Origin of the sequence: Mesorhizobium sp. M0768 (genome assembly GCF_040320195.1) — a bacterium.
Classification (GTDB): domain Bacteria; phylum Pseudomonadota; class Alphaproteobacteria; order Rhizobiales; family Rhizobiaceae; genus Mesorhizobium.
Window position 1 is genome coordinate 19,387 of sequence record NZ_JAMYPD010000029.1, and the last position, 12,514, is coordinate 31,900.

The 12,514-nt window shown below is 61.7% G+C and carries 9 protein-coding genes; 8 read left to right on the forward strand and 1 reads right to left on the reverse strand.

All coding sequences use genetic code 11. From position 1 onward, the window contains the following. The first annotated feature begins 214 nt into the window (after window positions 1-214). The 7 genes from NKI08_RS27150 (at window position 215) to NKI08_RS27180 (ending at window position 8,347) form a co-directional block, all read left to right on the forward strand. Window positions 215-1,666 carry a helix-turn-helix domain-containing protein gene (locus NKI08_RS27150; protein ID WP_352773944.1) on the forward strand — a complete coding sequence of 484 codons (1,452 nt, stop codon included), beginning with the start codon at window positions 215-217 and terminating at the stop codon, window positions 1,664-1,666. Window positions 1,667-1,883: 217 nt separating this feature from the next. After that, window positions 1,884-2,756, forward strand: a complete 873-nt coding sequence (locus NKI08_RS27155; protein ID WP_352773945.1) for a DUF2167 domain-containing protein — start codon at window positions 1,884-1,886, stop codon at window positions 2,754-2,756. Window positions 2,757-2,938: 182 nt separating this feature from the next. Further along, window positions 2,939-3,892: a DMT family transporter gene (locus NKI08_RS27160; RefSeq protein WP_023677450.1), complete on the forward strand. Its 954-nt coding sequence runs from the start codon at window positions 2,939-2,941 to the stop codon at window positions 3,890-3,892. 352 nt (window positions 3,893-4,244) lie between these two features. Then, a complete protein-coding gene (locus NKI08_RS27165) occupies window positions 4,245-5,342 on the forward strand; it encodes a polyamine ABC transporter substrate-binding protein (RefSeq protein WP_352773946.1) in 1,098 nt (365 codons plus the stop codon). Between the two features lie 72 nt (window positions 5,343-5,414). Beyond that, window positions 5,415-6,554 carry an ABC transporter ATP-binding protein gene (locus NKI08_RS27170; protein WP_352773948.1) on the forward strand — a complete coding sequence of 380 codons (1,140 nt, stop codon included), beginning with the start codon at window positions 5,415-5,417 and terminating at the stop codon, window positions 6,552-6,554. 9 nt (window positions 6,555-6,563) lie between these two features. Further along, the gene (locus NKI08_RS27175; RefSeq protein ID WP_352773950.1) at window positions 6,564-7,532 is read left to right on the forward strand and encodes an ABC transporter permease subunit; all 969 of its coding nucleotides are present in this window, start codon (window positions 6,564-6,566) and stop codon (window positions 7,530-7,532) included. Further along, on the forward strand, window positions 7,529-8,347 hold the full coding sequence (locus NKI08_RS27180) for an ABC transporter permease (RefSeq protein WP_352773952.1): 819 nt from the start codon (window positions 7,529-7,531) through the stop codon (window positions 8,345-8,347). Before NKI08_RS27175 ends, NKI08_RS27180 begins: the two co-directional genes overlap by 4 nt. Window positions 8,348-8,359: 12 nt before the next feature. Here NKI08_RS27180 and NKI08_RS27185 read toward each other — a convergent pair whose 3' ends face one another. After that, on the reverse strand, window positions 8,360-10,210 hold the full coding sequence (locus NKI08_RS27185) for an AsmA family protein (protein ID WP_352773954.1): 1,851 nt from the start codon (window positions 10,208-10,210) through the stop codon (window positions 8,360-8,362). 182 nt (window positions 10,211-10,392) lie between these two features. Here NKI08_RS27185 and NKI08_RS27190 point away from each other — a divergent pair, with 182 nt between their 5' ends. Further along, window positions 10,393-12,351 carry an acetoacetate--CoA ligase gene (locus tag NKI08_RS27190; RefSeq protein ID WP_352773956.1) on the forward strand — a complete coding sequence of 653 codons (1,959 nt, stop codon included), beginning with the start codon at window positions 10,393-10,395 and terminating at the stop codon, window positions 12,349-12,351. Window positions 12,352-12,514 lie beyond the last annotated feature (163 nt).

Sequence of the window (12,514 nt, forward strand, 5' to 3'; positions counted from 1 at the left end):
CCGGTTTTCGGAAGGCGTCGCAGAGGAAAAATGCGTGCGCCATGTGTGACATCATTTACATGCCGGCACGACGCAAGCGAGGTAAACCTCCAGGTTAGCCAGAAAATAAGAGAAAACCTGTGTTGCGTTTGACGGATGAGAGCTGTAAATTTGTCATGATTGTAAAACGCCGCCATGCCATCAGCGGATGTAAATTTCTGTCAAGGGCAGTCGATTGGCCGACCACAAAATCTTTGCCGGGCCGCGCATTCGTCGCATCCGCAACGCCAAGGGGCTGACCCAGACGGCGATGGCCGAAGGGCTCGGCATCTCGCCGTCGTATCTCAATCTCATCGAGCGCAACCAGCGGCCGCTGACGGTGCAACTGATCCTGAGACTGGCAACTGTCTACAAGGTCAACCCGCACGAATTGCAAGGCGAGGCGAGGGGGTCGGTTGCCGACTTGAAGGAAGTGTTTTCAGATCCGCTGCTGGCCGGCGAACTGCCGGGCGACCAGGAACTCATCGAGCTTGCCGAGGCGGCGCCAAACGCCTCCGCTGCCGTCATAAAGCTGTTTCGCGCCTATCGCGAGCAGGCCGAGCGGCTATCCGATCTCAACGAACTGCTCGCGCGTGACGGCAAGGCCACCGCCCTCTCCGGTGCCAGGCTGCCGATCGACGAGGTGCATGAGATTTTCGAACGCCGGCCGAACCATTTTGCCGCGCTCGAAGAGGAAGCCGAGGCATTCACGTCGGTGCTCGATCGCGGCGACGGTCTGTTCAGTGCGTTGAAGGCCTGGCTGCGGCGTGAATTCGGCATCGTCGTCAAGGTATTGCCGGTCGCCACCATGCCCAACTGGCGGCGTCGCTATGACCGTCACTCGCAGCGCCTGTTCCTGTCCGAGCGGCTGTCGCCATTCGATCAACTGCGCGAGGTGGCGATGGAGGCCTGCCTGATCCGCATGAGCGTCGCTGTCGCCGCCGAGATCCAGGTGCTGAAGCTGACCACCGACGAAGCCCGCCGGCTGGCGCGTTTCGAGCTCGGCCGCTATGCCGCGCACGCGCTGATGATGCCCTATCAGCCTTTTCACGCGGCGGCGGTCCGCGCCCGCTATGACATCGACATGTTGCGGTCGCGCTTCGGCGTTTCGTTCGAGCAGGCGGCCAACCGGCTGACCACCCTGCAGCGGCCGGGTGCGCTGGCTGTGCCGTTCTTCATGCTCGAGGTCGACAATGCCGGCAATCGCTTCCGCAAGGCGGGCAGCCACGGCTTTCCGCAAAGCCGCTTCGGCGGCGGCTGTCCGAAGCTGCCGGTCCATGCCGCCTTCGCTCAGCCCGGCCAGATCCTGGTCGAGGCAGTGGAAATGCCAGATGGCGCAGCGTTTCTCTGCATTGCCCGCACGCTCGAGGGGCCGCAGGGCTCGTTTGCCGAGCGCCCGCGGCGCACGGCGCTGTTGCTCGGCTGCGACATCGGTTTTCGCGACGAGGTCGTCTATGGAGCGGCATTGCCGGGGCCGGCCGCCATCGGCAAGACCGGACAGAGCGCCGCTGCGCTGGCTACGCCGGTCGGCCCTGCCTGCCGGCTGTGCGAACGCATCGGCTGCCTCGCCCGCGCCGAGCCACCCGTTACACGTCCGCTCGGCCTCGACGAGATGGTCACGGGACTGTCGGCGTTCGATTTCCAGTGATTCGGCTCCAGCAATATTGCGGCTGAATCTTCGACCAAAGGACCTCATCTGTTCCTGCGGCGGCAACCAGTAAGCTGGTTCGCGGTTGCCGGCCAAAATATTGGTTCGGCCAAAATATTGATTCAGCCGAATATTGATTCAGCATTGACGGTACGGTATCAAAAAAAGAACTGCGCAACGGTCGGGGGATCAATGATGGGCAGGACAGTTTTTTGGCTTGGCGCTCGCGTTTTCGGCCGATCCCGCATTGGCTGAAAAGTCCTCGGATTTCTTCAAATCCTATCAACAGTATAATGATGCCGGCAAGGCGTTCCTGGACAAGATCGATCCGAAGACCGGCGCGATAAATCTTGCCGAAGGCGTCCATCTCGACCTCAAGGACAAGTTCTATTTTCTGGACAAGAAGGACACGCTCTCCGTCCTCACCGAAGCCTGGGGCAATCCGCCCGACTCTGGTTCCGATGCCCTCGGCATGATCTTTCCAGTCTCCCATGATCCCATTGCCGACAACAATTGGGGGATAGAGCTGCGCTGGGAAAAGATCGGTTACGTCGACGACAGCGACGCCGCGTCCATCGATTACAATGAACTGCTGCGCAACATGCAGTCAGACACTCTGTCCGGCAACGATCAGAGGGTAAAGGATGGCTATGCGCCCATTACGCTGATCGGCTGGGCGTCGCCGCCGGTTTATGACGCGGCCCACAAGCGCCTGCACTGGGCCAAGGAGCTGCAATTTGGCAACGATGCCGCCCATACGCTCAACTACGACGTCCGTTTCCTTGGCAGGGAGGGCGTCTTCGTGATGAGCTATATCGCGACGGTGGAACAATTGCCGGAGATAAGGCAAAGCCTGGATGAAGTGCTTGGCCTCGCGGACTTCAATACCGGCAAGACATACGCTGATTTCGTGCCGGGCGTCGATACGGTTGCGGCGATTGGCGTCGGTGGCCTGATTGCCGGCAAGCTGGCGGCGAAAGCAGGTTTTCTGGTCGTGGCGCTGATCGCGCTGAAAAAGTTTGGCCTGCTCCTGCTGGTTCCGCTGGCCGGTCTCTGGCGCTTTATCCGCGGCAATAGGGGCACGTCGTAAAGCCATCGTCGACCGGTCGCCTCGGATCATCGCCGGGCGAGGGCGATGCGCCCTCGTCAGTGCGCCAAACGGAACATCGAACTGGATCACGCCCGGCCTTCTGCTTTGCGTTACGCGAATGAGGCACGTCTCTGTCGTCCATTGCACATCGTGCTGCTCCGAATTCGCCGACAGTCATACCCATGACCGATACCGCATCATCTCCGGTTGCCGCTTCGCCGATCGTGTCGCCGCAAGGCGAACGCGTCGGCTTCCTGCTGGTATTCCTGTCGGCGTTGATGTGGAGCTTCGGCGGCAGCATTGCGCGCTTCATCGACAACGCCGACAGCTGGACGGTGGTGTTCTGGCGCTCGGTCTGGGCCGCCGCCTTCCTGCTCTGCTTCATGGTCTGGCGCGATGGCTGGCGTGGCACGCTGAAGCTGTTTCGCGGCATGGGCCTGGCCGGCCTTGCGGTGGCGTTCTGCTTCGCCACGGCGTCGACCTCTTTCGTCGTGGCGCTTGCCTATACCACCGTCGCCAACATCCTGTTGATGCAGGCCGGCGTGCCGCTTCTGGCGGCGCTGTTTGCCTGGGCGCTGTTTCGCGAACGGGTGGCGGTGGCGACCTGGGTGGCGATCGCCGCCGTTATTGTCGGCGTCGCCATCATGGTGTCGGAATCGCTCGATGGCGCGGTGTCGCCAATCGGCGACGGGCTGGCGCTGCTCATCGCTGTCATGTTCTCGATCGCCACCGTCATCACGCGCCGCTTTGCCCATGTGCGCATGACGCCGGCGACCTGCCTCGGCACGATGCTGGCGGCCGCCTTTGCGGCATCGCAGGCGTCGGCGCTGGGCGTCTCCAGCCACGATATGGGCTTCCTCTTTGCCTTTGGCGTGATCAATCTGGGACTCGGTCTCGCCTTCTTCGCCACCGGAGCCCGGCTTGTTCCGGCCGCCGTCGCGGCGCTGCTCGGCACGTTCGAACCGATCCTTGGCCCGATCTGGGTCTGGCTCATCCATTCCGAGGTGCCGTCGGCGCGCACCATCGTCGGCGGTGCGGTCGTGGTCACCGCGCTGCTCGTCCATATCGGGCTCGAGTTCAAACGCCAGACGCGGCCCGCGCGAGCGGGCGTCACCGGTGTGCCGTCACCTAATTGATGCAGTGCGCGCGTCAAAGCGAGATGAACCATTGACAACGTCGCAGCCGCGCGGGCAGGCTGCGATCACGGCAACAACAAGACAGGCGTATCTTGCCAAGTCTCCATGCCGGTCGCATCGAGGCCGGACAATATCGTCGTCTCCCTGCCCGCGCCGTAGCGAAAGCTTCCGACGGCGTCGGAACACCACCAACGCCACGCCAGGTCTTCGCTGTCGGCTCGCCGCCGAACGATAATGGCGCCGGCAATTCGCGCTTGTCGCCTGCCTGCAAGCCCAATACCTTGAAGCAAATGCCCAGCCGCGCGGACGCCGCGACGAGCTGGCGACGGAACACTCATCAAAGGAGAATAGCATGACCCGCAAAGCGCTCTGGCTTTCGGCGACTTCGGCGTTTCTGGCAGTTTTTACCTTGGGCGCGCATGCCGAGGATCGCGTCGTCAACGTCTTCAACTGGTCGGACTATATCGACAGTTCGATCATCGACGACTTCACCAAGGAAACCGGCATCAAGGTCGTCTACGACACTTTCGATTCCAACGAGATCCTGGAAACGAAACTGCTCGCCGGCGGCAGCGGCTACGATGTCGTCGTGCCCAGCGGCAATTTCCTTGCACGACAGATCCAGGCGGGTGTGTTCCAGAAGCTCGACAAATCGAAACTGCCGAATATTTCCAACATGTGGGATGTTATTTCGGAGCGGACCAATGAATACGACCCCGGCAACGAATATTCCGTCAACTATATGTGGGGAACGGTCGGAATTGGCTACAACATCAAGAAAGTGCAGGCGGCACTTGGCTCCGACAAGATCGACAGCTGGGATGTTTTCTTCAATCCAGACACACTGAAGAAGCTCAATGATTGCGGCGTTCATGTGCTGGACTCGCCGGCGGACATGATACCGGCTGCATTGAAATATCTCGGTCTTGACCCGAACAGCACGTCTGCCGACGATATCGCCAAGGCCGAGGAGGCACTGCTCAAGATCCGGCCCTACATCCGCAAGTTCCACTCTTCCGAATACATCAACGCCCTGGCCAACGGCGATATCTGCCTGGCGGTCGGCTTCTCGGGCGACATCTTCCAGGCGCGCGATCGCGCCGATGAAGCCAAGCAGGGTGTCGAAATCGGCTACTCCGTGCCGAAGGAAGGGGCGCAGATATGGTTTGATCAGATGGCGATACCGGCCGATGCACCGCACGTCGCCGAGGCACACGAATTTCTCAACTACATGATGAGGCCGGAAGTGATCGCCAAATCATCAAATGCCGTTCTGTACGCCAACGGCAACAAGGCTTCGCAGCAGTTCATCGACAAGGCGATTCTGGAAGATCCTGCGATCTATCCCGACGCCGCGACTATGCAGAAGCTCTACACCGTTTCGCCTTACGATCCCAAGACCCAGCGCATCATCACCCGCACCTGGACCAAGATCGTCACCGGCCAATAGCAACCTGACCAGGGCCCGGCAGCCGTTGCCGGGCCGCTTTCTCATGAGGCAAGCAGCAGGACGGAGTGGGACATGAAATCGCTTGGCAGCATCCGCAGGGATTTTGCGCCATGGAACGATCCGAACGCCAAGCCATACATCCAGTTCGACAACGTCACCAAGAAATTCGGTGAGTTTACAGCGGTCAACAACCTGTCGCTGACCATTTTCGAACGCGAATTCTTTGCCTTGCTGGGGGCCTCAGGCTGCGGGAAATCGACGCTGCTCAGGATGCTCGCCGGCTTCGAGGAGCCGACCGCCGGCCGCATCCTGCTCGACGGCCAGGATCTGCGCGGCATTCCGCCCTACCGACGGCCGGTCAACATGATGTTCCAGTCCTACGCCTTGTTTCCGCACATGACGGTCGAGAACAACATTGCCTTCGGCCTCAAGCAGGAAGGCATGGCCAAGGCCGACATCGACAAGCGCGTCGCCGAGATGCTGAAGCTGGTCAAGCTCGAGCAGTTCGCCAAGCGCAAACCGCACCAATTGTCGGGCGGCCAGCGCCAGCGCGTTGCACTCGCCCGCTCGGTGGCCAAGCGGCCGAAAGTCCTGCTGCTCGACGAGCCGCTTGGTGCGCTGGACAAGAAGCTGCGCGAGGAGACCCAGTTCGAGCTGATGGACCTGCAGCAGAACCTCGGCCTCACCTTCGTCGTTGTCACCCATGATCAGGAAGAGGCGATGACGATGGCCGACCGCATCGCCATCATCGACAAGGGCGAGGTGATGCAGGTGGCGACGCCGGCCGAGGTCTACGAGGCGCCGGGTTCCCGCTTCGTCGCCGGCTTCGTCGGCAATGTGAATATGTTCGACGGCAAGATCGCGGCTGGCGAGGCCGGCAGCGCGAGCATCGATGCCGGCAACGGCATCACCATCTGGACCGAAAATGCCGGCAATGCCGCGGCCGGGACATCCGTCACCTTCGCCATCAGGCCGGAGAAGATCAAGGTGTCCTCCATAAAACCGGCCGGTGCCGTCAACGCCATCGAGGGCGAGGTCTACGACATAGCCTATCTCGGCGACATGACCGTCTATCACGTCAGGCTGAACGACGGTCAGGTGGTGCGGGCGAGCACCATGAACGCGGCACGTCTCACCGAGGACCCATTGACCTGGAACGACCGCGCCTGGGTTTCTTTCCGCCCCGACGCCGGCGTCGTCCTGACACGGTAGAGACTGATCATGTCCGCTGTCACTGCCGCAACAAGCTCTCCGGCAAGCGCTGCCGGCAAATCCGCCTTGGTCAGGCTGGGAGCGGCGTTCGTTAGCCGGCTCGTCATCATCATCCCCTACCTCTGGCTGCTGTTCTTCTTTCTCGTCCCTTTCATCATTGTCTTCAAGATTTCGCTGTCGCAGACGGCGATCGCCATGCCGCCCTACACGCCGGTGCTTGATTTCCGCAGCGGCATTTCCGGGTTTATTTCAGGATTCGGCGCACTGAATTTCGACAACTATACCTGGCTGACGCAGGATGCGCTTTACTTCAATGCCTATGTGACGAGCGTCATCGTCGCCGCCATCTCGACGGTCCTGACATTGCTGGTCGGCTATCCCATAGCCTATGGCATGGCGCGCGCCCCAGCGACGATTCGCCCGACCTTGCTGATGCTGGTGATCCTGCCGTTCTGGACCTCGTTTCTGATCCGTGTCTACGCCTGGATCGGCATCCTCAAGCCCGAGGGCCTGCTCAACCAGCTGCTGCTCGCCACCGGCATCATCAGCCAACCGCTGATCATCCTCAACACCTATACGGCGATCTTCATCGGCATCGTCTACTCCTATCTGCCGTTCATGGTGCTGCCGCTCTATTCGTCCTTGGAGAAGATGGACCATTCTCTGATCGAGGCCGCCAAGGATCTCGGCTGTCCGCCGACCAGCGCCTTTTGGAAGATCACCTTCCCCCTGTCGCTGCCCGGCGTCATCGCTGGCTGCCTGCTGGTGTTCATTCCCGCCGTCGGCGAGTTCGTCATTCCCGACCTGCTCGGCGGCTCGCAGACGCTGATGATCGGCAGGACGCTGTGGAACGAGTTCTTCGCCAACCGTGACTGGCCGGTGTCGTCCGCGGTTGCCGTCATCTTGCTGCTGCTGCTGATCGTGCCGATCATGCTCTTCCAGCGAGCCCAGGCGCGCGCCCAGGAGCAGGACCAATGAACGCGACCTGGAGCCGCTTCAACATCACGTCGATCGTGCTCGGCTTTGCCTTTCTTTACCTGCCGATCGTCCTGCTCGTCGTGTTCTCTTTCAACGAATCGAAGCTGGTCACCGTCTGGGGTGGCTTCTCGACGAAATGGTACGTGTCGCTGTTCCACAACCGGGGTCTGATGGACGCCACCTGGGTGACGGCCCGCGTCGGCGTCATCTCGGCAAGCGTGGCGACCGTGCTCGGCACGCTGGCGGCGCTCACCTTGACACGCTACACGCGCTTTCGCGGCCGGCTTCTGTTTTCCGGCATGGTGTTTGCGCCGCTGGTCATGCCGGAAGTCATCACCGGCCTGTCGCTGCTGCTGCTCTTCGTCGCCGTCGGCCTCGACCGCGGCTTTCTCACGGTGACGCTTGCCCACACCACGCTAACCATGTGCTTCGTTGCGGTGGTGGTTCAGTCGCGCCTGATCACTTTCGATCGTTCGCTGGAAGAGGCCGCGATGGACCTCGGCGCGCCACCGGTGAAGACCTTCTTCCAGATCACGCTGCCGGTCATCATGCCGGCTATCGTCTCCGGCTGGATGCTGGCCTTCACGCTGTCGCTCGACGATTTGGTTATTGCCAGCTTCACCTCGGGACCCGGCGCCACGACGCTGCCGATGAAGATCTACAGCCAGGTCCGCCTTGGCGTGACGCCGGAAATCAACGCAGCCTGCACCATCTTGATCGCGGTCGTCGCAGTTGGCGTGATCATCGCTTCGCTCGCAAACAAACGCCGCGAGGTGCAGCGCCAACGCGACGAGCAGGCCGCGCAGCGCGGTTGATGCTGCTGCTGCTTACTCTCCCGAAACGCCGCGGCTTATCGGCGAGATGAACGGCGTGCTCCAGGTGCCGCCGACGAAGAACGACGACTGATTGGGTCCCTGGCCGTTCGTCTGCGTGGCAGCCTGGCTCGGCTGGACGATGCCGCCGGACAGCGCCAGCCCGCGTCCGGCATAGGATGCGATGCCGGAAAGCCAGATCTTGTATTGCGCGGAATTCACCTCGGCCTTGTCGATGCGCGCCACGCCGTTCGAAATGCTCGCCTTGAGCTCGGCCCCGTCGATCGGCAGCGTTCCGTCCGAGACGTCGTCCAGCGCGAAGAATCCGCCCTGTTCGGTGTGCTTGAGGAACGCCGGCAGGTTAAGCCGGCTCAGCGCACCCGCGCCGAACGTCGCCGACAGCGAGCCATTGGCGTTTTCGAAAATCGAGTCCCAGGTTCTGCCAGGCCCCTTGAGGATGACCGAAACGGTTCCAGTGCCGATCGGCACCAGCCGCGTCATCCCGGCCGCGGTGCCGAAAGCGCCGCCGTCGATATCGGAAGCAAGCAGCCGGATCTCGACTTCCGTGCCGGCGGGCTTGCGGTCGAAACGGACGCTGCTCTGGACGTTGCCGCCAAAGGCGGATGCATCCGAGATGTCGAAGACGGCAAGGCCGTTCTTGACCTGGGCAGTGGCGGCGACGTCGGCAAGCTGGATGGCGCCGGCGGTGGCATGCGCCGCCGACAGCCTGAGATCGAGATTGATCCGGTCGGCGAAGCTTGTGTCGATTTCGCCCGGGCCGGTGCCGCCGGCGGATGGTACCGGCGTAAAGGCGGAGAGAAATGATCTGAGGTCGAGCGTATCGAAGGCAAGTGTGCCGGAGATCACCGGCAGTGCCTCACCATAGGTGAAGTCCAGCGCACCCATTCCCGGGTTGTTGTCGAGGGTCAGGGCCGTGTTTTCAAATTTGACGCGCCCGGCCGTCGCCGTGATCTTGCTTGAAACCGAGATCGAGCCGATTGCGGCACCGGGCGCGATGCCGGCCTGCGACCATTCGAGCACGCGTCGGAGCGAAGGTGCGGCGAATTTCGCCTGGCCGTCGAAATAGCCGTTCTCCGACATGCTGGCACGGCCGTCGAACGAAAAACTGGCCGGTGCCGCCTTGAAGGAAAATGTGGCCGGTGCTGTGCCGCCACCAAACAGCACGAGCGGGTTCGGCGATGCTGCGTCGATGGCAACACTTTCGCCGCGCCATATCCCGGTCGCCGACAGCGTCGCATTGCTATTCATCGCGGCCCAATTCGCCTGGCCGCTCAGGCTGCTCAATATCTCCTGGTCCTTGCCGCCGATGGCAGCCACTACGCGGCCGTCCCTGAACTCGACTGTGCCGAACGGATCTGTCGGCAGCTTGCCGAGATCCGGCTTGGCTGGATTTGTGTTGATCACCGCGCGGGCAGCATCGATCGAACGCGTAATGCGCCCACCGCTGGGAATCACAGGCAGGAAAAACCCGCTCGCGGTACGCTGAACCCGGATCGTCGGTCGTACCAGCCGCGCCGTCGAAAACACCACATCGCCACGCAGCGCCGCCATCGCTGAGAGGTCGACCTCGACCCGTTCGGCCTCGACCACGGGCGGCGCATCCGTCTCTGTCCATTGCGACAGCGTCACGTCGCTCAGGATCGCCCGGAAATTCGGCCAGACCTCGATACGCGGCGCGCCGTCGATGGTGACCCGGAAACCGCTCCACGCGCTCATTTCCCACGCGATACGGTCGCGTACGATGCGGGTCGAGGCGATCAACGGCAAGGCTGCGACAACCAGCGCGATGACGATGACGGCTGCGCCGATCGCCCATATTCCGCGTCGGATCAAAGGTGATGGCATATCGCCCCGTATGCTTCCATTCCGACAAAATCGCCCGACGGGTGTAACCGACGGCTGACGCATTTCAAGTCTTTATGGCCCGGCGATGGCATTTGCGCACACCCTGACCGGCGCGGTCCAACAAAATCTTGCTCTGCTGCATCGCGATATGCATAAGCGATGCAGCCTACGGAGAAACAATGATGGCTGACGACGCACCGCTCTGGATCCCGACGCAAGAGCAGATCGACGCGGCGCCGATGACCGCCTTCATGAATGCCGCGGCGAACATGGCCGGCAAGGTTTTCTCCTCCTATGCCGACCTGCATCGCTGGTCGATCGATGATCGCGAGACCTTCTGGAGCCTGGTCTGGGACTTTTGTGGCATCGTCGGCGACAAGGGCGAACGCGTGCTGGTCGATGGCGACAAGATGCCCGGCGCGACCTTCTTTCCTGAGGCAAAGCTGAACTTCGCCGAGAATCTCCTCAAGAAAACCGGGCTTGGCGACGCAATCGTCTTTCGCGGCGAGGACAAGGTCGAGCGGCGGCTGTCCTGGAACGAGCTGCATGCGCTGACCTCGCGACTGCAGCAGCTTTTCCTGTCGCTCAAGGTGAAGAAGGGCGACCGCATCGCCGCGATGATGCCCAACATGCCGGAGACCGTTGCTGCGATGCTGGCGGCCGCCTCGATCGGCGCGGTCTGGTCGTCCTGCTCCCCAGATTTCGGCGAGCAGGGAGTTCTCGACCGGTTCGGCCAGATCGAGCCTGTCGTGTTCATCGCGCCGGACGGCTACTGGTACAATGGCAAAGCGATCGAAGTCGCCGACAAGATCGCGGCCGTGGCGGGCAAGCTCGCCACCGTCCGTAAAGTCCTCATTGTCGACTATCTCGGCACCTCGCTCGACGTCGCCGCAACCATCGGCAAGGCGGCTGCGCTAGAAGAGGCGCTGTCACCCTTTGCCGCAAGGCCTGTCGCCTACGAAAGGCTGCCGTTTTCGCATCCGCTGTACATCCTGTTTTCATCGGGCACGACCGGCATTCCCAAATGCATTGTCCATTCGGCCGGCGGAACGCTGATCCAGCACGTCAAGGAAGAACGGCTGCATGCCGGCCTGCTCGACGGCGACCGCTTCTTCTACTTCACCACCTGCGGCTGGATGATGTGGAACTGGCTGGTGTCGGGCCTGGCATCGGGCGCCACCTTGCTGCTCTACGACGGCTCGCCGTTCTACCCGGACGGCAATGCGCTGTTCGACTTCGCCGATGCCGAAAAGATGACCTATTTCGGCACCTCGGCCAAATTCATCGATTCCGTGCGCAAGGCCGGCCTGAAGCCGATCCGCACGCATGATCTTTCCAGCGTGCGCACCATCTCATCGACCGGCTCGCCGCTATCGCCGGAAGATTTCCGCTTCGTCTATGAAGGCATCAAGAAGGACGTGCATCTGGCTTCGATTTCCGGCGGCACCGATATCGTCTCCTGCTTCGTGCTCGGCGTGCCGATCGAACCGGTATGGACCGGCGAGATCCAAGGGCCCGGGCTCGGCCTTGCCGTCGATGTCTGGGCCGATGACGGCCGCCCGCTCCGCCAGGAGAAGGGCGAGCTCGTCTGCACCAAGGCGTTTCCGGCAATGCCGATCGGCTTCTGGAACGACCCTGACGGCAGGAAATACAAAGCCGCCTATTTCGAACGTTTCGACGATGTCTGGTGCCACGGCGATTTCGCCGAATGGACCGTCCATGGCGGCCTGATCATCCATGGCCGTTCCGACGCCACGCTCAATCCGGGCGGTGTCAGGATCGGCACGGCGGAGATCTACAATCAGGTCGAGCAGATGCCGGAAATCCTCGAAGCGCTGTGCATCGGCCAGGATTTCGACAATGACGTGCGTGTCGTGCTGTTCGTGCGGCTGGCGGCGGGCGTTGAGCTCGATGCCGAGCTGGAAAAACGCATCCGCGCGAAAATCCGCACCGGGGCGAGCCCGCGCCACGTGCCGGCCAAGATCGTCGCCGTCAGCGATATTCCGCGAACCAAATCGGGCAAGATCACCGAGCTCGCGGTACGCGACATGGTGCACGGCCGCGCCATCAAGAACAAGGAAGCGCTCGCCAATCCCGAAGCGCTCGAGCTGTTCCGCAACCTGCCGCAGCTTGCCGACTGACCCCGGGATCCAAGGTAGGAGCTGTTTTGAGGTCTCCGGTATCGTTAACAAATTATCTCTTCGGAATTTACCTAGATTTCATGAGTGGTACACATTGGTAAATTTTCCGGCGTGCCGGTAAGGATTTGTTAAGGCCCGGCATCAATAGTCGTGCGTAACTTGA

Excerpts from the sequence above, each read along its gene's own strand:
- NKI08_RS27160 (WP_023677450.1), top strand. The coding sequence starts at position 2,939 with ATGACCGATACCGCATCATCTCCGGTTGCCGCTTCGCCGATCGTGTCG.
- NKI08_RS27165 (WP_352773946.1), top strand. The coding sequence starts at position 4,245 with ATGACCCGCAAAGCGCTCTGGCTTTCGGCGACTTCGGCGTTTCTGGCA.
- NKI08_RS27170 (WP_352773948.1), top strand. The coding sequence starts at position 5,415 with ATGAAATCGCTTGGCAGCATCCGCAGGGATTTTGCGCCATGGAACGAT.
- NKI08_RS27175 (WP_352773950.1), top strand. The coding sequence starts at position 6,564 with ATGTCCGCTGTCACTGCCGCAACAAGCTCTCCGGCAAGCGCTGCCGGC.
- NKI08_RS27180 (WP_352773952.1), top strand. The coding sequence starts at position 7,529 with ATGAACGCGACCTGGAGCCGCTTCAACATCACGTCGATCGTGCTCGGC.
- NKI08_RS27185 (WP_352773954.1), bottom strand. The coding sequence starts at position 10,210 with ATGCCATCACCTTTGATCCGACGCGGAATATGGGCGATCGGCGCAGCC.
- NKI08_RS27190 (WP_352773956.1), top strand. The coding sequence starts at position 10,393 with ATGGCTGACGACGCACCGCTCTGGATCCCGACGCAAGAGCAGATCGAC.